Here is a 19702-nt window from a genome sequence, read left to right as displayed (position 1 = left end):
CGACGATACTCGAACATTGGAGTTGCCGATGCGATCCCGCGCCACCGCGTACCCACTGGTCGCCGTGCTGGGCTGGGGCGTGATGTTCCCGATCCTGGCCAGCGCGCTTCACCGGGTCGACCCGCTCAACCTGACCACCGCGCGCTACCTGCTGGCCGCCGTCGTCCTGGTCGCCATCCTGCTGCTGCGCGAGGGCGTCGGCGCGCTGGGTCACGGCGGCCGGGCGCTGGAGGTGGTGGTGCTCGGAGTGGTCGGCTTCGCGGGCTTCAACCTGCTCACCAACCTGGCGCTGGAACACGCCGCCCCGCAGCAGATCTCCCTCTTCGTGGCCACCACCCCGGTGATCACCCAGCTGGTCCGCTGGGCTCGCGACGGCGTACGCCCGAAGCCGCTCCTGCTGGCACTCTCCCTGGTGGCGCTCCTCGGCGTCGGTCTGGTGATCACGCGCGGGAGCCTGGCCGGGCTCGGCCAGTTCGGCCTGGGTGGGCTCATGATGATCGGCGCGGTGCTGGGTTGGGGCATCTACACCCACGGTGCCAGCCGGTTCGGCGAGTGGTCGCCGCTGCGCTTCACCACACTGACCGCGCTCGCCGGCACGGCCGCCATGCTCGTCCTGAGCGTCGGCGCCGACGCCGTCGGCTGGCAGCACGCGCCGGCCGCCGCCGACCTCGTGGCGGTCGCTCCGCAACTGTCGTACGCCGTGCTGGTGGGTGCCGTGATCGCGGTCCTGGCCTGGAACACCGGCGTGCAGCGACTCGGCGCCGCCAACGCCGCGCTGTTCATGAACCTGGTTCCGGTGACGACGTTCGCGGTGCAGATCGCCCGCGGCTACCGCCCGGAGCCCGTCGAACTGGTCGGGGCCGCCATCACGATCGCCGCCCTGATCGCCGCGAACCTCGCCGCCCGGCCCCGGGCCGCGGCGCTGCCCCAGACGAGCGCGGTGACGGACCCGATCGCGGTGACCGACCCCGTCGCGGTCAGTTTCCGCTGACCCAATACCTGGGATCAGTGGTAGCAGCGGCCGACAGCGTTGTCCTAGACTCGACGGCACAACTGAATACCTCATCCAGAGGGGCTGAGGGATACGGCCCGACGACGCCCCGGCAACCACCCCGCGCGCTCACCGCTGAGCGACCCGCGGGGCAGGTGCCAATTCCGTCCCCGCCGCACCGTGCGATGCGGGGAAAGATGAGAGGACCCTCGACATGACGTCGACGCTCGTCGCCTCCGGCATCGACACCGCTGCCAGCCCCGCCCGCGCCCTGGTCTGCCGTGCCTGTTCGGCCCGCTACCCGCTCGCCGCCCAGCACGCCTGTTACGAGTGTTTCGGCCCGCTGGAGGTCGACTACGACACCGCCGCGCTGGCCACCGTCACCCGCGAGCAGATCGAGGCCGGCCCGAACAACATCTGGCGGTACGCCGCCCTGCTCCCCGCCGGACAGGACCCGGCCAGCCGGGTCACCCTCGACCCGGGCCTGACCCCACTGGTGGCGGCCCCGCACCTCGCCGCCGAGTTGGGCATCACCGCGCCGCTCTGGGTCAAGGACGACAGTGCCAACCCGACCCACTCGTTCAAGGACCGGGTCGTCTCGGTGGCGCTCACCGCCGCCAAGGCCCTCGGCTTCAGCCGGTTCGCCTGCGCGTCGACCGGCAACCTGGCCAACTCGGTGGCCGCCCACGCGGCCCGCGCCGGGGTGCCCTCGGTGGTCTTCATCCCCAGCGACCTGGAGCAGGGCAAGGTCATCACCACCGCCGTCTACGGCGGCGAACTGGTCGCCATCGACGGTTCGTACGACGATGTCAACCGGCTCTGCGGTGAGCTGGTGGAGACCGACGAGTTCGAGGACACGGCGTTCGTCAACGTGAACGTCCGGCCGTACTACGCGGAGGGCTCCAAGACGCTCGGCTACGAGGTGGCCGAGCAGCTCGGCTGGCGGATCCCGGCGCAGGTGGTCATCCCGATGGCCAGCGGCGAGCTGCTCACCAAGATTGACAAGGCGTTCTCCGAGCTGGTGGAGATCGGCCTGGTCGAGGCGCCCGCCGACGGCTGGAAGGTCTTCGGGGCGCAGTCCGCCGGCTGCAACCCGATCGCCGTCGCGCTGCACGGTGAGACCGACACGATCGTCCCGGTCAAGCCCACGGGCATCGCCAAGTCACTCAACATCGGCGACCCGGCAGCCGGCCTCTACGCCCTGGAGGCGGTCCGCCGCACCGGCGGCTGGATGGAGTACGTGGACGACGACGAGATCCGCGCGGGCATCCGCGATCTGGCCCGTACCACCGGGGTCTTCGCGGAGACCGCCGGCGGGGTCACCGTGGCGGTGCTGCGCAAGCTGGTCGAGTCCGGCCGGCTCGACCCGAAGGCCGAGACCGTCGTGTTCAACACCGGCGAGGGTCTGAAGACCATCGACGCGGTGGCCGGCCAGGTCGGGCCGACCCACCACATCAAGCCCTCGCTGCGCGCCGCCCGCGACGCCGGCCTCCTGGGCTGAACGGCCCGCCCGGCACCGGGCCGAGTGGATCAGCCGGTAACTGGGTTTTCGCTGTGAGTGTGGAAAACCCGCCCCTACGGACTTGACGGCAGGAACCGGACGGCGCAAGATGCTCCGTGCGGGAGGGCATTTCGCCGAAGACTTTTGAAGTTCTTGCGACCCAACGCCGGAGGCGTTGTGCGAGTGTCCCTCCCGACCAACGTTCGATCAGGCCAGCGATAATTCGCTGGCCTGATCGCTTTTGTGCGGTGCACGCTCACCGGCATGAGCATCACCATCGCGTCGTTCGACGACGCTGACCGGACGTCGGTCGACGAGGCGTACCGGATCGGGTCGGCGGCCAACGACGCCGACCTGCCGGACTTCCCGCCCTTCTGCCGGCGTCGCTTCGACGCGTTGTTCCACACTCCGATGCCCGGCACCCGGTCGCTGTGGGCGCTGGCCCGTCTGGACGGCGAGCCGGCCGGCTACCTGCAACTGGACCTGCCGCAGCTCGACAACACCGACAACGCCACCGTCGAGCTGCTGGTGCATCCGCGGCTGCGGCGTCGGGGCGTCGGCCGGGCCCTGCGCGAGTACGCGCTGCGCCTGCTCCGCGAGCACGGCCGCAAGCGGGTGGTGGGGATGGCCGTCTCCGCGCTGCCCGGCGGACCGGCCCGGAGCGGGGCGGGCGACGCGTTCGCCGCCGCGACCGGAGCCCAGCCCGCTCTCGCCGAGGTACGCCGCCGGCTCGACGTCGGCAAGATCGACCGGATCGCGTTGCGGGCGGCGCTCGCCGAGGCCCGGCCGCGCGCCGAGGGCTATCACGCCGTCTGCTGGCAGGGCTCCACCCCGCAGGAGTACGTCGCCGACATCGCCTACCTGGACGGCCGGTTGCTGATGGACGCGCCCATGGGCGACGTGCAGTGGGAACCGGAGCAGGTGGACGCCGAGCGGATCCGCGGCAACGAACGGGCGTTGGACGCCCGGGGCCGGCGACGCTACCACCTCGGGATGCGACACGAGGCGTCCGGCCGGCTGGTCGCCTGGACCCTGCTGGACGTGGGCGCCGCCGCCGACTGGCACGCGTACCAGCAGATCACCATCGTCGACCCGGCCCACCGTGGGCACCGGCTCGGCCTCATCGCCAAGGCGGAGAACCTGCACCACCTGCTGACCCACGAGCCGGCGGTACAGGTGATCGACACCTGGAACGCGGCGAGCAACAGCTACATGGTGGCGATCAACGAGCAGCTCGGCTTCCGCCCGGTGGACGCCTGGACCGACTGGCAGCTCACCTTCTGACGGGCACCGACGCTACTGCTCGTGGTGCGTCCTCAGGCATGAACCGCTGCCGGGCATTCGCGCTACTGCTCGCGGACGTGACTCAGGCATGATGGCGGGCATGACGGAGACCCCGCATCCCCTGTACGACAGGCACGCCGACACCCTCAACCGTGCGCTGACCGCGATCACGGAGCGGGGCTACTGGTCCGCCTATCCCGAATCCCCCAGCCCCCGGGTGTACGGCGAGACCGCCGCCGCCGACGGTAAGGCCGCCTTCGAGGCGTACCTCGGCGGTGATTTCCCGCTCGACCAGCCCGGCGCGGGCGCTCGGGTCGCCACCGAGACGAGCCCGTTCGGGGTGGAGTTGGCGGTGCGGTACCCGCACGCCATGCCCGGTGAGCTGGTCGACGCCGCCTCCGCCGCGCTGCCGGCGTGGCGCGACGCCGGCCCGCAGGCCCGGGTGGGCGTCTGCCTGGAGATCCTCGACCGGCTGCACAAGCACATCTTCGAGCTGGCCAACGCTGTGCAGTTCACCAGCGGGCAGGCGTTCGTGATGGCCTTCCAGGCCGGTGGCGCGCACGCGCTGGACCGGGCGCTGGAGGCGCTGGCGTACGCGTACGCCGAGATGACCCGGCACCCGGGCACGGCGGGCTGGGAGAAGGCCGCCGGCAAGGGTGACCCGCTGCGGATGACCAAGACGTTCCACGTGGTGCCGCGTGGGGTGGCGCTGGTGATCGGCTGCAACACCTTCCCGACCTGGAACTCGTACCCCGGGCTGTTCGCCTCGCTGGTCACCGGCAACCCGGTGATCGTCAAGCCGCACCCGCGTGCGGTGCTGCCGCTGGCCATCACCGTGAAGTACGCGCGGGAGGTGCTCGCCGAGGCCGGGTTCGACCCGAACCTCATCATGCTGGCGGCCGAGGCGCCCGGTGAGAAGCTCGCCAGTGACCTGGCCCTGCACCGGGCCATCCGGATCGTCGACTTCACCGGCTCCACCGAGTACGGCGACTGGCTGGAGACGCACGCCCGGCAGGCATCGGTCTACACCGAGAAGGCCGGCCTCAACACCGTCGTCGTCGACTCCACCGACGACTTCGCCGGCATGTGCCGCAACCTCGGGTTCACGCTGACCCTCTACAGCGGGCAGATGTGCACCACCTCACAGAACATCCTCATCCCCGCCGGGGGTATCGAGACCGACCAGGGGCACAAGAGCTTCGACGAGGTGGCCGGCGGGATCGCCGCCGCCGTCGGCAAGCTGACCGCCGACCCGGCCCGGGGTGTGGAGCTGACCGGCGCCATCGTCAACGACGGGGTGCTGGAACGGCTGGCCGAGGTGACCAAGGTCGGCGAGCCGGTGCTGGAGTCGCGGGCCGTGGCCCACCCGTCGTACACCGACGCGGTGGTGCGCACGCCGACGATCGTGAAGCTGACCGCGGATGACGCGGAGACGTACGGCCGGGAGTGGTTCGGGCCGATCTCGTTCGCCATCGCGACCGACTCGACCGCGCACAGCCTGGAGCTGCTGCGCCGGACGGTCGGCGAGAAGGGCGCGCTCACCGCCGCTGTCTACTCGACCGACGACGCGGTGCTGGACGCAACCGAGGCGGTGGCGGTCGAGGTCGGGGTGCACCTGTCCTGCAACCTCACCGGCGGTGTCTTCGTGAACCAGTCGGCGGCGTTCTCCGACTTCCACGGCAGCGGAGCCAACGCGGCGGCCAACTCGGCGCTGACCGACGGGGCGTACGTCGCCAACCGGTTCCGGATCGTGCAGTCGCGGCGGCACATCTGAGTTTCGGGTTCTTGTCGGGGATTTCCGGCGCGGCCCGTTGCGGTCGCGGTTGGGGGTTTCCGGGGCGGCCCGTCCTGGTCGCGGTTGGGGGTTTCCGGGGCAGCCCGACCCGCTTCGGGCGGTCAGGCTTGATCCCTGCGCGGGTCGGGCTGCCCCGGAAACCCGCCGTGGGCGCGGTTGTCGTCGGCGTGTCCGGCCCGGAACCTCTGCGTTGCGTTGCTGGGCCACGGGGCACGGCGAACTCCCAGCAGTGTTCCTCAAAAAACGCGGCGGCTGCGCCGATCTTGCGGTTTCGGTCGTCGAGATGGGCGAAATGCCCACTATGCCGGGGCAGGAAGTGCAAGATCGCGGAGAAGGGCAGCTGGCTTGGTGTTACGTGCGCAATTTGTCACCCAGCACGACTCCATGATCGACGGGGCGACGCGGCGCGGACCGCTTTGGCGGTGCCGGCGGCAGGGGCGGTCATTCGTTCCGGGGGGCGGGTGAATCATTGGGGTCGTTCGTGGGTCAGGCGGGGCGGCGCATCTGTAGTTCGGTCAGGGCTGGGATGGTGGGGTGGGGGACCCGTACCCCGGTGTCCTTGAAGCCCAGGCGCTGGTAGGCGCGGTAGGCGCGGTCGTTGCCGACCACCACCTCCAGCAGCAGTTCCGGCCGGCCGCAGGCCCGCGACCAGGCGGCCACCCCGTCGATCAGCTCGCCGAGCAGGCCACTGCCGCGCCAGGCCGGCGTGACGTACACGGCGTAGATCACGGTCAGTCCCGGTTCGTTCGGGTGGGTCGTACCACCGGCGTGCCCGACCAGCCGGCCGCCCGGGTCGGCGACGAACTGCGCGTTACCGGCGCCGGCCGAGGTGTACGCGACCCGAGCGGCGAACTCGTTGTGCGGTCGGGCCGCGGCGTCCGCCAGGGTCTCCAGGAAGGCCAACGGCGCGTCGGCCAGCATCTCCAGGCGTAGCGCCCGCATCCGCGCGGCATCCTCGGGCCGGACCCGGCGGATCTCGGCGAGCCGCACTGCCGGCGGGCCCTTGTCGGTGGTCATGTCCGCATACCTACCACAGGGCAGGGACGGCTTTTCGCGAGCCGGGCCCGATCGTCGTCATCTCCGGGCCGCCCGGCGACCGTCCCTCCATTTCGCAATGACGCGGGCGGATCCGGTGGCCCGGTAATTCGACCGATCAGTGCGGTCGGTACGCCTCGGAGTGTGTCTGATTTGTGGCCGTGCGCGGCCGTCAGTCCTCGTGTAGCGTGCGATTTCGGTCACCTGATTCAATGGCGGTCATCGATCGCTGAGTCGGTGGTCCGGGGCGCCCGGCCGTGCCGTGCGCCGAGTCAGGCAACGCCGGGCAGAGTGAGGGAAGTGCACAGTGGCACAGGGCTCCGTGAAGTGGTTCAACGCCGAAAAGGGCTACGGCTTCATCGCCGTCGACGGCGGGCAGGACGTTTTCGTCCACTTCTCCGCGATCGAGATGGACGGTTACAAGGCGCTGGACGACGGTCAGCGGGTCGAGTTCGAGATCACCCAGGGCCAGAAGGGCCCACAGGCCGAGCACGTACGCGTCATCGGCTGAGCTTCCTGGCCGATCGGCCCGCGAGTCGGGGCTGCGGCAGGGGCGTGCAGCCGGGAAGATCGTGAACCGTTCCAGCCGATGCTGAGGAGCGTTCATGACCGACCAGCCACCCCCGCACATTCCGTCCTCCGGGTCGGGGGAGCCGGAGGAGTCCTCGCCCGCCGGCAGCCCCGGGCCCGCCGGGCCGCCGCCTGGCTGGGGGCCGGGCACACCCCCGGCCGGCCCGTCCACCGGCCCCGCCGGTCCGCCGCCGGGCTGGGATCCCGCTCAGGGTGCCTGGGGTGCGGCCCCGCCACCGCAGGGCTGGGGGTTCCCGCCCACCGGGGGCTACCCGCCCGGGTCGGGTCCCTACGGAGGGCAGCCGTGGTACCCGGGGCCGCCGGTCGGCTGGTACCCGCCGGGTTACGGGGCTGACCCGAACGACGCCCTGGTCACGCCACCCGGCGCGGGCATCGGCGGCTGGTTCAACCGGTGCGGTCAAGCGCTGCGCCGGGGCTGGCGGCAGTTGGTGCCGATCATGCTGCTCACCCAGGTGCTGCCGGCGGCGGTGCTCTCGGTGCTCTCCCTCGGGCTGGACCCGTCGGCGAAGTGGGCCGCCCAGGCCGGATCGACGTCGACCCCCGCGCTGCCGGACAATTTCGTCGTCGAACTGCTGAGCCTCCTGGTCCTGCTGCTCGGCGGCAGCATCGTCGTCGGGTTGGTGCAGGCCATCGGGTGGGCCGCCGGCACCTGGGTGATCACCCAGCAGGCGGCCGGTCAGCCGGCCAGCCTGGAGTCGGCGTTGCGCTACGGCCTGCGTCGGGCACTCGGGCTGTGGGCGTGGACCCTGTTGGTCAGCCTGCTGATCGGCGTCGGCGTCTGCTTCTGCGTCCTGCCGGGTGTCTACCTGGCCTTCGCGCTGAGCATGGCCGGCCCGGTCTATCTCTTCGAACGCCACAACCCGATCGGTCGCTCGTTCCGGATGTTCCACGACCGACTCGGCCTGCTGCTCGGACGGGTGGCCCTGGTGGCCGTTGCGGTGATCGTCGGCACGCTGATCCCCGGTGGCCTGGAGGGGATCGGCACCGGCGCGTTCGGTACGGATCCGTTCTCGTCGGCGGGTACCGCCGCCGGGGCGGTGGTGGTGATCGGGATCACCGCCGTGCTGGCCCTGCCGGCCCACCTCGCGCAGATGATCGGTCTGCTGGTGACGTACGCCGAGCAGCGTGCCCATGAGGCGCCGGTGAACAGCGCTGGACTGGCCGCCGAACTCGGCTGAGCGGCGGCATCGTGCTTGCACTCGGCAGGGGAGAGTGCTAAACAAGTCATTGGCACTCGCATACCGTGAGTGCCAATGGTCGGGACGGTGGGGCCAGGTTGCACCGGCGTGGAGACGCCGGGGCGGCACATGGCCGGTCGTCGCGGGCTATCCGGCCCGGCCGAAGGACGTCGTCGTCGCCAGGTGGCGACGTCCCAAGGTGCGTACACCAGGCGGCCCATCCGGGGCACACATCTCGGGTGGCCCGTGAGTGTCCAGGAGGACAACGCCGTATGGCCAAGATGATCGCGTTCGACGAAGAGGCGCGCCGCGGCCTCGAGCGGGGCATGAACCAGCTCGCCGACGCCGTAAAGGTGACCCTCGGCCCCAAGGGCCGCAACGTCGTGCTCGAGAAGAAGTGGGGTGCCCCCACCATCACCAACGATGGTGTGAGCATCGCCAAGGAGATCGAGCTCGAGGACCCGTACGAGAAGATCGGCGCTGAGCTGGTCAAGGAGGTCGCCAAGAAGACCGACGACGTTGCCGGTGACGGCACGACGACGGCGACCGTCCTGGCCCAGGCCCTGGTTCGCGAGGGCCTGCGCAACGTGGCCGCCGGCGCCAACCCGATGGCCCTGAAGCGGGGCATCGAGGCCGCTGTCGCGAGCGTCTCGGAGGAGCTGTCCAAGCTCGCCAAGGACGTCGAGACCAAGGAGCAGATCGCCTCCACCGCCTCCATCTCCGCTGGCGACAGCACCGTCGGCGAGATCATCGCCGAGGCGATGGACAAGGTCGGCAAGGAAGGCGTCATCACCGTCGAGGAGAGCAACACCTTCGGGCTGGAGCTGGAGCTCACCGAGGGTATGCGCTTCGACAAGGGCTACATCTCGGCCTACTTCATGACCGACCCGGAGCGTATGGAGGCCGTCTTCGACGACCCGTACATCCTGATCGCCAACAGCAAGATCTCGTCGGTGAAGGACCTGCTCCCGATCCTCGAGAAGGTCATGCAGTCGGGCAAGCCGCTGCTGATCATCGCCGAGGACCTGGAGGGCGAGGCCCTCGCCACCCTGGTGGTCAACAAGGTCCGTGGCACCTTCAAGTCGGTCGCCGTCAAGGCGCCGGGCTTCGGTGACCGCCGCAAGGCCATGCTGACCGACATTGCCATCCTCGCCGGTGGCCAGGTCATCAGCGAGGAGGTCGGCCTCAAGCTCGACGCCGCCAGCGTCGACATGCTGGGCCGCGCCCGCAAGGTCGTGGTGACCAAGGACGAGACCACCATCGTCGACGGTGCCGGTGACGCCGAGCAGATCCAGGGCCGGGTCAACCAGATCCGGGCCGAGATCGACAAGAGCGACTCCGACTACGACCGCGAGAAGCTGCAGGAGCGGCTGGCCAAGCTGGCCGGCGGCGTCGCGGTCATCAAGGTCGGCGCGGCCACCGAGGTCGAGCTCAAGGAGCGCAAGCACCGCATCGAGGACGCCGTTCGCAACGCGAAGGCGGCCGTCGAGGAGGGCATCGTCCCGGGTGGTGGCGTCGCGCTGGTGCAGGCCGGCAAGACCGCTTTCGACAAGCTCGACCTGGTCGGCGACGAGGCGACCGGTGCGAACATCGTCAAGGTCGCGCTGGACGCCCCGCTGCGGCAGATCGCCGTCAACGCCGGCCTTGAGGGCGGCGTCGTGGTGGAGAAGGTCCGCAACATCGAGGCCGGTCACGGTCTGAACGCCGCCAACGGCGAGTACGTCGACCTGCTGGCCGCGGGCATCATCGACCCGGCCAAGGTGACGCGTTCGGCGCTGCAGAACGCCGCTTCCATCGCGGCGCTCTTCCTCACCACCGAGGCTGTTGTCGCGGACAAGCCGGAGAAGACCCCGGCTGCCCCGGCTGGCCCGGGTGGCGGGGACATGGACTTCTGAGTCCAGTTCCGACACCGAACGGGGCGGGCCGCTGACGCGGTCCGCCCCGTTCGTCGTCAGGTCGGAAGTGGGCGCTGGTTGCGCCGCTTCTGTGCCCGGCTGTACGGCGGAAGCAGTTGGATCGGTGCGTCCACCATCTCCTGCGGCTCCTCGACCACCGACGGCTCACCGTCGGTGGTCATCTCCGCCAGTTGCTCGGCGTCGCCGTAGTCGAGCCGGTCGAACGGCAGTTGGCCGGGGAGTTCTTCCACCGGCTTCCAGGTGATCGGCGGGCCGTCCTCGGTCTGGTTGTCATCCGTGGTCATGGCTGCCTCCTCTACCGAAACGGTAGGGGGCGTCGTTGGCCGGTGCGGGCGAATGGATCTATGTCCTGTTTGCCCTGGTTATCCCCGGGGCGGGGTTCGCCGGTACAGGAAGAAGACCCGCTCGATCCGCGCACCCGCGCTTCCCGAGTAGAACGGCACCGGTCCTACCCAGCCGATCTGTGCCCGGTCCAGCCCCGCCGCCCGCTGGTCGCGCAGGCAGCGCCGCAACAGCACACCACCGATGCCCGACCCCTCCGCGGCCGGTGCGGTGCCCATCGGCCCGAACCAACTCGGCCGGGACGACCCGTACGCGGCGAACCCGAGCACCTCGCCGTCCCGCTCCGCCAGGTGGCAACCGGCGTCGGCGCGTCCCACCGACCCGGCCAGCTCGCCGTCCCACGTTCCGCCGAAGGTGGACCGGGCGAACGCGGTCAGCGCCGGCAGGTCCGAAGGCTCCGCGCGGCGTACCGTGACGCCCTGGTCGGCCAGCCGCCGCTCCGTCGCCTCGGTGGACCTCAGTGCCGGCGACCCGTCGTACGACAGATCCGCGGTCATGTTCCAGGCGGTCCGGTCCTGCTGGTAGCCGAGCGCGAGGGCGGCGCAGACCGCCGGCGTGTAGCGGACGTCGATCCCCGGCCACGCGTAGTACGGCGGGTTCCCAGCCAACAGCACTTCGGTCGCGCCGCGGTCGGCGAGCACCCGCTCGGCCCGCTGGAGCAGCGCCCGGCCGACGCCCCGACGCCGCTGATCCGCGAGGACCGCGACCAGGTCGACGTGCCCGATCCCCGGCTCGATCGACGACACCGAACAGATCAGCACCCCCACCAGGTCCGCACCTCGGTACGCGCCCAGCCCGACCACGGGCCGGTCGGTGGCGGCCCGGGTCCAGAGCACGTCCACGATGGAAGCCGCCTCGGCGGAGTCCTCGGGCAGGTCGAGTGCCTGCTGGCAGAGCTGCACGACGCTGGTGACCAGGTCGGCGGTCAGCTCGGTGACGATGATCTCGGCGTCCATGGTCGCCGACCCTAGATCACCGGATGTCGAGCCGCACCCCCGCCCGTGGGCGACCATCACCGCTGGGCGGCGCGAACGGCGGCGTAGGCGTCGACCTGGCCGGCGCCGGTGATGTTCGCCGGAGCGCCACAGGCGTCGGAGGGGCTGTCGGAGCGATAGGTGGGCGTCACCTTCGTGGCGGTGTCCCGCAGGATCTGCCGGGTCCGTGTCACGTCGCCGACCAGCGCCGGGTTCGCCGACCACATCAGCGCGACCACCCCGGCCACCTGCGGGGTCGCCATCGACGTGCCGTCCAGCTCGGCATACGTGCCGCCCGGCATGGCCGACACCACACCCACCCCCGGTGCCAGCACGTCCGGTTTACCCGAGCCGTCCGGCCCCGGCCCGCGCGACGAGAACTCGGCGACCCGCCGTTGGTCGTCCACCGCGCCCACGGTCAGCACGTCCGGGTAGGGGGCGGGCGGATCGTCGATCGAGGCGCACCACGGGCCGGTGTTGCCGGCCGCGGCGACCACGAAGATCCCGGCGGCGTCGAGGGCGGCGGTGGCCGGCCGCAGCACGCGCTGGTCGCAACCCTCGATCGGCGGGCAGCCCCACGAGTTGGTCAGCACCTGCGGGGCGCGCTCGGGACGGCCGTCGGTGAACGGGTCGCCGCCGGCCGGGAAGGGCGCCAACATGAACTGGAGACAGTCCAGATAGTGCGCGGGGCTACCGAGGTTGCGGTCCAGGTTGACGCAGCCCACCCACTGCGCGTCCGGGGCCACCCCGATGCCGTCCCGCCCGACCGCGCTGCCCACCGTGTGGGTGCCGTGCCCGCCCTGGTCGGTCGGGCTCCGGGTGTCGTCCCACGGGTCGTACCAGGAGTCGTCCCCACCACGGAAGTTGGCGCGTAGCGCCGGATGGCCGCCGTCCACCCCGGAGTCGGAGCTGCCGACCACGATGCCCGCGCCGGTGACCTGAAGTTGGGACCACACCCGGTCGGCGCCGATCTGACGGATGTTCCACTCCGGGCCGGCGGGCTTGGCCAGGGTGCCCCGGCTCTGCCCGGCCGGGGCCGGCAACGGTCGCAGGCGCTGGCTGACCAGCACCCGCGCCACCTCCGGTCGACGGGCGAGCCACGCCCGAACCGCCGGCCCGCCGTCCACCTCGACCGCGTTGACCAGGTAGTACGACACCGGGTCGAGCCGCAGCCGGTTCAACCCCCGGAGCAGGTCGCCCTGGCTCTGCTCGGCGGTCGTCACCAGCCGCCGGTAGACCTCCGCCGCGCGGGCGTCCCGTCCGGCCCGGCCCGGCGCGGCGGCCGGGAGACCGCTCAAATCGGCCTGCGTACGCAGCACCACGAACAGCCGCTCGCCGTACAGGCCCGGCTGGCCGGGGCCGAGATCGACCGCCCCGAACGCCACCAGCAGCACCACGGCCGCCACCGCGGCGACCCGCCTGCTCGGGGTACGTGCCGTCGGCCGGGCGAGCAGCACGGCGTACCCGATGGCGACCAGGACCGCGACGGCGAGCCCGACGCCGGCGGCGACCGCCACCCAGAACGGGATGTCCCGGGTGCCGACCAGCAGCAGGCTGATCTCTTCCGGGTCGGTGAAGGCCAACGGGCCGAGCGTGGCCAGACCCACGAGCCAACCGGTCGCCGCTCGGCCGGCGCGCGCGGCCTGCGCCGGGTCACCGGTTGGCCCAGCCCAGAGTGCGGCTTCGGCCGGGTCACCGGTTGGCCCGGCCCAGAGTGCGGCTTCGGCCGGGTCACCGGTTGGCCCGGCCCAGAGTGCGGCTTCGGCCGGGTCGGCGGTGGGCTGCCGGGTGGCGGCCCAGAGCGCGGCCTGGGCCGGGTCGGCGGTGGGCCGCCAGGTGGCGGCCCAGAGCGCGGCCAGCGCGAAACCCACCGGCGGCAGGGTCAGCAGCGCGGGCATTTGCGCGCCTGACTGCCCGGTCCCGGCCGCGAGCAGCAGCAGCGCCACCCCGGCGACCAGTCCGCCGACCAGCACCAGCCGAGCTGGCCGGGGTGGTCGCCCAACCGCGAACCGGGCCCAGAAGGGGGCGTCCAGCAGCGTCGCGGCGAGCACCCCGAGCGCGGCGGCCGCCAGCAGCGCGAGAGCGGTCTCCAGAAGGCCGCCGAGCGCGCCCAGCCAGGCCCACGGCAGCAGCAGCGCCAACCCGGCGGCCACCGCGAGTAGCGGCACCGGGCCAGCACGGCGCACGCGCCGTCCGGCCGACTCCGCGTTTCCGCTGGCCTCGGGCCCGGTGGCGCCGCCGTCTCTGGCGGCCGCGATCGGCGTGGCGTCGCCCTCTCTGGCAGCCTCGGGCCGCGTGGCGTCGCCGCCTCCCGTGGCCCCGGGCCGGGTGGTACCTCTGCCCACGATGGTCTCGGGCCGTCCGGCGGCCTCGGGCCGAGTGGCGTCGCCGCCTCCGGTGGGTGCCGGGCCGCCGGCCGGGCCGACCAGCCCGGGGTACGCCCACCGGCGGGTCGACCACCGCACGGCGAGCGCGCTGAGCGATGCGGCGCCGGCCAGCGCGGCGAGGTACGCCTCATGGTGCACCGGCGGCACTGCCCGCAGCAGGGTGAGCACACCGAGTACGAGTGCCCCGATCAACCAGGCCCGCCCGGTGGCCCGGACCGCGCCCGATCGGGGCAGGACGGCCAGCAGCAGGGCGGGCGTGCCGGCCAGCACGACGGTGGCCAGGCCGAGCACGGGCCAGAGCCAGCCGAGCCGGTCCCGTCCGAAGCCCAGCAGCACCTGATCGGTGAGCCAGCCACCGGTCTGGGTGCCCACGGTGACCGCAACCGTCCAGCAGCCGACCAGCACGGCCGCGACCACCGGCCACGGGGAACTGCGGTCGCTGGGGCCCTGGTACGCAGGTTGACCTTGCATCCGAGAACCTTACGACTACGAGGAAGGGATTCGACCCGACCGTCGGGTTCCGGGACGCCGAGGAACCGTGCAGATCTTGGACACTTTCCGTCATCGCGTGACGGAAAGTGTCCAAGATCTGCGAACGGTCGGGTGGCGCGGTCGGCCGGGGGTCGTGTGGCGCGGTCGGGTGGGGTCGGGTGGCGCGGTCGGGTGGGGTCGGGTGGCGCGGTCGGCCGGGATCGGCCGGGGTCGGGTGGCGCGGTCGGCGGGGGTCGGGTGGCGGGACGTGTCGTGCGGGCTCCGCAGCAGGTGGGCGCGGTGCGGGGCGGGCGGCGAATGTCGACTCGGTGCCTCGACGGTTACGGTGGACAGGTGCGCGACCCGAATGTCTCCCGATCCGTCGCCGGTCAGCTCTCACCGGTCCGCCGTGCGTCCGACCTGCGTCGACTGCGTGCCGAGCGCTTCGACGTGCTGGTCATCGGGGGCGGGGTGACCGGAGCCGGTGCCGCCCTGGACGCCGCGTCCCGTGGCCTGAAGGTGGCGCTGGTCGAGGCGCGTGACCTCGCCGCCGGGACTTCCAGCCGGTCCAGCAAACTCATCCACGGTGGCCTGCGGTATCTGGAGCAGTTGGAGTTCCACCTGGTCCACGAGGCGCTCACCGAGCGCGGCCTGCTGGCCACCCGGCTCGCGCCGCACCTGGTACGCCCGGTGCCGATCATGGTGCCGCTGCCGGCCGGGCGGGGCCTGCGGGACCTGCCGGCCCGGGTCTTCCGGCGTTCGTACTACGGCGCCGGGGTGGCCGCGTACGACGCCTTCGCCGGGCTCTTCGGCGGGGGTCGGGGAATGCCCCTGCACCGTCACCTGACCCGGGAGGGTGCCCGGCGGATCTTCCCGAGCCTGCGGGCCGACGCGCTGGCCGGGGCGATCCGCTACTACGACGGGCAGGTCGACGACGCCCGGCTGGTTGTCACCCTGGCCCGGACCGCGGCCAGCCTCGGCGCCACGGTGGTGAGCAGTGCCCGTGCCGTCGGGTTGATCCGGCAGGCCCGCGAGGTGACCGGCGTCCGCGTCCGGGACCTGGAGGCGCCGCCGGGCTCGCCGGACGCGGAGTTCGAGGTGCAGGCCCGCACCGTCATCGCCGCCACCGGTGTGTGGAGCGACGACATGTCCCGGATGCTCAATGACGTCGGCCTGCGGCCCGGCATCCGGGTGCGCGCCTCCAAGGGGGTGCACCTGGTGGTGCCCCGCTCGGCGATCACCGGTGAGACGGGGCTCATCCTGCGTACGGCGAGTTCGGTGCTCTTCGTCATCCCGTGGGGCGGGCACTGGATCATCGGCACCACGGACACCGACTGGCGGCTGGACCGGTCCCACCCGGCCGCCTCGGCCCGCGACATCGACTACCTCCTCCAGCAGGTCAACACCGTGCTGGAACGGCCGCTGACCACCGCCGACATCGAGGGGGTGTACGCCGGGCTGCGGCCACTGCTGGCCGGCGAGGCCGACTCGACCTCGAAGCTCTCCCGGGAGCACGCTGTCTTCGAGCCGATGCTCGGGCTGCTGCTGGTCGCTGGCGGCAAGTACACGACGTACCGGGTGATGGCGTCCGACGTGGTCGACCGGGCCGTTCGCCGGCTCGGTGGCGCTCGCTCGTCGCGTACCGCCGACCTGCCGCTGCTCGGTGCGGACGGTTACCCGGCGATGTGGCGGGACCGGGCCGACCTGGCCCGCCGGCACGGGGTGCCGGTGGGCGTGGTGGAGCACCTGCTGGAGCGGTACGGCACCCTCACCCTGGACCTGCTGGCGCTGGTCGACGCCGATCCTCTGCTGGCGTCCCCGTTGGCTGGTGCCCCGGAGTATCTGGCGGCGGAGGTCGCGTACGCGGCGCGGGCCGAGGGCGCGCTGCACCTGGAGGACGTGCTGACCCGGCGGACCCGCATCTCGTTCGAGACCAGCCACCGGGGGCTGGAGTCGGCGGAGCACACCGCAGAGTTGATGGGGGCGGTGCTCGGTTGGGACGCGGCCACCCGGGCGCGCGAGGTCGAGCACTACCGGGTTCGGGTGGAGGCGGAGCGTCAGTCCCAGTTGATGCCGGACGACGCGGCGGCGGACGCGGCCCGCCTCGGCGCTCCGGACGTCAGGGGTTACGCGGCTGACCGGGGTGACGACAACCAGGCGGAGCTGCGCTCGTCCGCTCGATGACGAATTGCGACGTTACCGATGGGTAACCATCGATACCGGCCCGGATGGTGGTTTCGAACGCTACCTACGGTGGGGTAGGTTTCCGCGCGTGCTAGCCCGCGCGCGCCCTCGTCTGCTCGTACCCTTGCTCGCCGTCGCGCTCGTCGGCGCCCTGACCGGGTGCTCCCTGTTCGAGGGAGACAAGCCGAGCACCCCGGTGGCGCAACCGACCCCCGGCACGGCGGGTGGCGGCTCGCAGCCGGAGATCCCCACCACTGTGGCCGCCGGTCAGGTGAGCCTGCTCCAGCGGCTCGGCGAGGACGGGCCAATGCGCACCCTGAGCGTCGAGCGCAACGGCGCGTGGCAGTGCGTCGACTGCGCCGGCGACGGCGTGACCTCCCGGGGCACCCTCGCGCCGGAGCTGACCGAACGGCTCCAGGTGCTGCTGGCCAACCCGAAGCTGGCCGACGAGACCGATCAGGCCCGGCGGTACCGGACGACCTGCATCGACGCGCTGACGTCCAGCCTCATCACCTCGACCGGGCTGATCACCTCCCAGGACTGCCCGGGCGAGGAGCTCACGCCGGTCGCCGGGGAGATCCTGCTGCTGCTCACCCAGGCGACCCCGGCCGAGGTCAAGGGCTGACCGCAGCCGGTCAGAGCACCTTGCCCGGGTTGAGCAGGCCGGCCGGGTCGAGCGCCGACTTGATCGCCTGATGCACCCGGACACCGACCGGCCCGATCTCCCGGGCCAGCCAGTCCCGCTTGAGCAGCCCCACCCCGTGCTCACCGGTGCACGTGCCGCCCAGGCCCAGGCCGAGCCGCATGATCTCGTCGAAGGCCCGCCGACCCCGCTCCACGCTCGCCGGGTCGGCCCGGTCGACAACGATGTTCGGATGCATGTTGCCGTCCCCGGCGTGCCCCACCACGCCGATCGGCACCTCACACTCGGCCGCGATCCGGGCAACCCCGTCCAGGAGCGCGGCGAGCGCGCCGCGCGGCACCGCCACGTCGTCGATCACCAGACCGCCGTTGCCGCCCGGGTAGGCGTCCGCCGCGAACTTCTCCATCGCCGGGTGGGCCAGCCGGCGAGCCTGGAGCAGCGCCGCCGCCTCCACCGCGTCGGTGGCCGCGTAGACCTCGTCGGCGCCGACGGCCTCGCACACCTCCGCCAGCACGGCCAGGTCGTCCGCCGCGCGGGAGCCGGTGTCGGCGGCGGCCAGCAACAGGGCCTGCGCGTCGGTCCGCAACCCCATCGGTCGGTACGCCTCGATCGCCCGCAGGTGGGTCTGGTCCAGCAACTCCAGCAGGCTGGGGGTGAGACCGCGAGCCGCGATCTCGGCCACCGCCGCGCCGGCCGTGGCGGTGGATCCGAAGACCGCCACCAGGGTCAGTGAGTCGGCCGGGGCGGGCCGCAGCGCCACGGTCACCTCGGTGATCACGCCAAGGGTGCCCTCCGACCCGACGAACAGTCGGGTCAGGTCATATCCGGCCACCCCCTTGGCCGTACGCCGGCCGGTGCGCAGCACCTCACCGGAGGCGAGCACCACCTCCAGGCCGAGCACGTACTCGGTGGTCACTCCGTACTTCACGCAGCACATGCCGCCGGCGTTGGTGGCCACGTTGCCGCCGATCGTGGACGACTCCCAGGAGCCGGGGTCCGGCGGGTACCACAGTCCCTGTTCCGCCACCGCCGCGGCCAGGGCCGCGTTGACCACCCCCGGTTGGACCACGGCGATCCGGCTCACCGGGTCGATCTCCCGGATCGCGTTCATGGCGACGGTGCTGAGCACCACCGCGCCGTCCACCGCGTTCGCCGCGCCGGCCAGCCCGGTCCGTGCGCCCTGCGGCACCACCGGTACGCCGTGCCGCGCCGCCGCCTGGATCACGGCGACCACCTGTCCGGTGTCGCGCGGGCGGGTCACCACCAGCGGGACGCCGGCGGCACACAGATCGGCCTCGTCCCGCTGGTGCAGGCGCAGCAGGTCCGGATCGCTGAGCACGGCGTCGTCACCGAGCGCGGCGCGCAGGTCGTCGAGGAGCACGGTGGGGGCCATGCAGCCGAGGTTAGGGCGGTACCGGGCGATCATCAACATGATCGACTGAGCGGGTTAACGTGGCACCCGTGCTCTACCTGGACCGGCCGGCCTGGCCGTGGCGCGGCCGGCTCTGGTCGCACCTGATCAGCGACGTCTCGTACGCCGAGCTGCACGCCTTCGCCGAGGCGCTCGGCGCTCCCCGGCGCGGCTTCGACCGGGACCACTACGACATCCCGGCGGACCGGTTCGCGGCGGCGGTGTGGCTCGGTGCTGAAGTGGTGCCGAGTCGGGAGTTGGTCCGGTTGCTCCGCGCCGCCGACCTGCGTCGGCCGAAGCACCTGGTCAAGCCGCGTTCTCCGGTGCCCCGGTGAGGGCGGCCAGCTCGCGGCGCACATTGTCCCGGGCGGGCTCCTCCCACCGGCTCGCCAGCGGTGGCGACCGGAACAGCGCGGGCAGCGACAGCAGGCCGGTCAGCACGGCGGCCCGCCCAGCCCGGAAGGCCGGTTCCGGCACGTGGGCGTACTCCCGGCGGATCGCCGCCGCGTAACGCTCGTAGCTGGCCGGCGGCGCGGCCAGTACGGCCAGGTCGGCGTCGCAGAGCAGCACGCCGTCCCGGTCGCCCGGCGTCACCGCGTGCCCGGCGGTGAGCAGCACCAGCCGGCGCACCTCGGCCACCGTGGGCCCCGGCAACCCGAGCCCGGTGAGCACGCTCTCGGCCAGCGCGGCGCTGTCCCGTTCGTTGGCGTCGCCGTCGGCCCGGGGGTCGTAGACCGCGTCGTGGAACCACGCCGCCAGCCGGACCGCGTCGGCCCGATCGACCAGGTCGGCGTGCTGGTCCACCACATCGAGCACCGCCGTCAGGTGGCTTACCGTGTGGTAGTGCCGGTGCGGCTCCCGCCAGCGGGCGATCAACTGCTCGCCGGCGCTGGTGGTGTCCGGACCGGGCCTCGCGCCGGCACCCCGGGCCGCCGCCCGCCACCGGTCCAACAGATCAACCACCGCCCGAGTGTGCCGCATCCACCCGTGACGCGCGGG

Annotated in this window: 16 protein-coding genes and 1 riboswitch; of the genes, 10 read left to right on the top strand and 6 right to left on the bottom strand. The window is 72.3% G+C overall.

The features are described from left to right. Window positions 1-28 precede the first annotated feature (28 nt). The 4 genes from ACZ6NZ_RS15500 (at window position 29) to paaN (ending at window position 5550) form a co-directional block, all read left to right on the top strand. Window positions 29-991, top strand: a complete 963-nt coding sequence (locus ACZ6NZ_RS15500) for a DMT family transporter (protein ID WP_465858693.1) — start codon at window positions 29-31, stop codon at window positions 989-991. A 68-nt stretch (window positions 992-1059) separates the two neighbouring features. Continuing rightward, window positions 1060-1195: riboswitch (SAM riboswitch) on the top strand. 10 nt (window positions 1196-1205) lie between these two features. Next, window positions 1206-2492 carry a threonine synthase gene (thrC, locus tag ACZ6NZ_RS15495; RefSeq protein ID WP_465858692.1) on the top strand — a complete coding sequence of 429 codons (1287 nt, stop codon included), beginning with the start codon at window positions 1206-1208 and terminating at the stop codon, window positions 2490-2492. Between the two features lie 264 nt (window positions 2493-2756). Beyond that, window positions 2757-3776, top strand: coding sequence for a GNAT family N-acetyltransferase (locus tag ACZ6NZ_RS15490; protein ID WP_465858691.1), 1020 nt, complete (start codon window positions 2757-2759; stop codon window positions 3774-3776). Window positions 3777-3876: 100 nt separating this feature from the next. Continuing rightward, entirely contained in the window at window positions 3877-5550 is a 1674-nt protein-coding gene (gene paaN, locus ACZ6NZ_RS15485) for a phenylacetic acid degradation protein PaaN (RefSeq protein ID WP_465858690.1), read from the top strand. Window positions 5551-6057: 507 nt separating this feature from the next. Here the strand turns inward: paaN and ACZ6NZ_RS15480 are convergent. Continuing rightward, window positions 6058-6588 carry a GNAT family N-acetyltransferase gene (locus ACZ6NZ_RS15480; protein WP_366610814.1) on the bottom strand — a complete coding sequence of 177 codons (531 nt, stop codon included), beginning with the start codon at window positions 6586-6588 and terminating at the stop codon, window positions 6058-6060. Between the two features lie 325 nt (window positions 6589-6913). Here ACZ6NZ_RS15480 and ACZ6NZ_RS15475 point away from each other — a divergent pair, with 325 nt between their 5' ends. From ACZ6NZ_RS15475 to groL, 3 genes are all read left to right on the top strand, one after another. Further along, complete coding sequence (locus ACZ6NZ_RS15475; RefSeq protein WP_091402914.1) at window positions 6914-7117, top strand: cold-shock protein; 204 nt, start codon at window positions 6914-6916, stop codon at window positions 7115-7117. 94 nt (window positions 7118-7211) lie between these two features. Continuing rightward, window positions 7212-8375 carry a hypothetical protein gene (locus tag ACZ6NZ_RS15470; RefSeq protein WP_465858689.1) on the top strand — a complete coding sequence of 388 codons (1164 nt, stop codon included), beginning with the start codon at window positions 7212-7214 and terminating at the stop codon, window positions 8373-8375. A 272-nt stretch (window positions 8376-8647) separates the two neighbouring features. Continuing rightward, entirely contained in the window at window positions 8648-10270 is a 1623-nt protein-coding gene (groL, locus tag ACZ6NZ_RS15465) for a chaperonin GroEL (RefSeq protein ID WP_354882257.1), read from the top strand. Window positions 10271-10326: 56 nt separating this feature from the next. Here groL and ACZ6NZ_RS15460 read toward each other — a convergent pair whose 3' ends face one another. The 3 genes from ACZ6NZ_RS15460 to ACZ6NZ_RS15450 form a co-directional block, all read right to left on the bottom strand. Beyond that, the gene (locus ACZ6NZ_RS15460; protein ID WP_465858688.1) at window positions 10327-10575 is read right to left on the bottom strand and encodes a hypothetical protein; all 249 of its coding nucleotides are present in this window, start codon (window positions 10573-10575) and stop codon (window positions 10327-10329) included. Between the two features lie 78 nt (window positions 10576-10653). Then, entirely contained in the window at window positions 10654-11589 is a 936-nt protein-coding gene (locus ACZ6NZ_RS15455; RefSeq protein WP_465858687.1) for a GNAT family N-acetyltransferase, read from the bottom strand. A 56-nt stretch (window positions 11590-11645) separates the two neighbouring features. After that, window positions 11646-14465: a S8 family serine peptidase gene (locus ACZ6NZ_RS15450; RefSeq protein WP_465858686.1), complete on the bottom strand. Its 2820-nt coding sequence runs from the start codon at window positions 14463-14465 to the stop codon at window positions 11646-11648. Between the two features lie 318 nt (window positions 14466-14783). Here ACZ6NZ_RS15450 and ACZ6NZ_RS15445 point away from each other — a divergent pair, with 318 nt between their 5' ends. Together ACZ6NZ_RS15445 and ACZ6NZ_RS15440 are read left to right on the top strand one after the other, a co-directional pair. After that, window positions 14784-16649, top strand: a complete 1866-nt coding sequence (locus tag ACZ6NZ_RS15445; protein ID WP_465858878.1) for a glycerol-3-phosphate dehydrogenase/oxidase — start codon at window positions 14784-14786, stop codon at window positions 16647-16649. Between the two features lie 124 nt (window positions 16650-16773). After that, window positions 16774-17274: a hypothetical protein gene (locus ACZ6NZ_RS15440; RefSeq protein ID WP_465858685.1), complete on the top strand. Its 501-nt coding sequence runs from the start codon at window positions 16774-16776 to the stop codon at window positions 17272-17274. A 10-nt stretch (window positions 17275-17284) separates the two neighbouring features. Here ACZ6NZ_RS15440 and ACZ6NZ_RS15435 read toward each other — a convergent pair whose 3' ends face one another. Next, on the bottom strand, window positions 17285-18685 hold the full coding sequence (locus ACZ6NZ_RS15435; protein WP_465858684.1) for an FAD-binding oxidoreductase: 1401 nt from the start codon (window positions 18683-18685) through the stop codon (window positions 17285-17287). Window positions 18686-18753: 68 nt separating this feature from the next. On the opposite strand from ACZ6NZ_RS15435, the gene ACZ6NZ_RS15430 reads away from it, so the two are divergent. Beyond that, the gene (locus ACZ6NZ_RS15430) at window positions 18754-19038 is read left to right on the top strand and encodes a DUF4031 domain-containing protein (protein ID WP_366610805.1); all 285 of its coding nucleotides are present in this window, start codon (window positions 18754-18756) and stop codon (window positions 19036-19038) included. Here ACZ6NZ_RS15430 and ACZ6NZ_RS15425 read toward each other — a convergent pair. Further along, window positions 19010-19666: an HD domain-containing protein gene (locus ACZ6NZ_RS15425; protein ID WP_465858683.1), complete on the bottom strand. Its 657-nt coding sequence runs from the start codon at window positions 19664-19666 to the stop codon at window positions 19010-19012. The genes ACZ6NZ_RS15430 and ACZ6NZ_RS15425 overlap by 29 nt on opposite strands. Between the last annotated feature and the right edge of the window lie 36 nt (window positions 19667-19702).

This window comes from Micromonospora sp. NPDC047756, from assembly GCF_055587245.1.
This window is presented reverse-complemented; position numbering and strand designations above follow the sequence as displayed.

What these genes read in the sequence shown, in the direction of transcription:
- ACZ6NZ_RS15500 (WP_465858693.1), top strand. Translation starts at nt 29, where the DNA reads ATGCGATCCCGCGCCACCGCGTACCCACTGGTCGCCGTGCTGGGCTGG.
- thrC (WP_465858692.1), top strand. Translation starts at nt 1,206, where the DNA reads ATGACGTCGACGCTCGTCGCCTCCGGCATCGACACCGCTGCCAGCCCC.
- ACZ6NZ_RS15490 (WP_465858691.1), top strand. Translation starts at nt 2,757, where the DNA reads ATGAGCATCACCATCGCGTCGTTCGACGACGCTGACCGGACGTCGGTC.
- paaN (WP_465858690.1), top strand. Translation starts at nt 3,877, where the DNA reads ATGACGGAGACCCCGCATCCCCTGTACGACAGGCACGCCGACACCCTC.
- ACZ6NZ_RS15480 (WP_366610814.1), bottom strand. Translation starts at nt 6,588, where the DNA reads ATGACCACCGACAAGGGCCCGCCGGCAGTGCGGCTCGCCGAGATCCGC.
- ACZ6NZ_RS15470 (WP_465858689.1), top strand. Translation starts at nt 7,212, where the DNA reads ATGACCGACCAGCCACCCCCGCACATTCCGTCCTCCGGGTCGGGGGAG.
- groL (WP_354882257.1), top strand. Translation starts at nt 8,648, where the DNA reads ATGGCCAAGATGATCGCGTTCGACGAAGAGGCGCGCCGCGGCCTCGAG.
- ACZ6NZ_RS15460 (WP_465858688.1), bottom strand. Translation starts at nt 10,575, where the DNA reads ATGACCACGGATGACAACCAGACCGAGGACGGCCCGCCGATCACCTGG.
- ACZ6NZ_RS15455 (WP_465858687.1), bottom strand. Translation starts at nt 11,589, where the DNA reads ATGGACGCCGAGATCATCGTCACCGAGCTGACCGCCGACCTGGTCACC.
- ACZ6NZ_RS15450 (WP_465858686.1), bottom strand. Translation starts at nt 14,465, where the DNA reads ATGCAAGGTCAACCTGCGTACCAGGGCCCCAGCGACCGCAGTTCCCCG.
- ACZ6NZ_RS15445 (WP_465858878.1), top strand. Translation starts at nt 14,784, where the DNA reads ATGTCGACTCGGTGCCTCGACGGTTACGGTGGACAGGTGCGCGACCCG.
- ACZ6NZ_RS15435 (WP_465858684.1), bottom strand. Translation starts at nt 18,685, where the DNA reads ATGGCCCCCACCGTGCTCCTCGACGACCTGCGCGCCGCGCTCGGTGAC.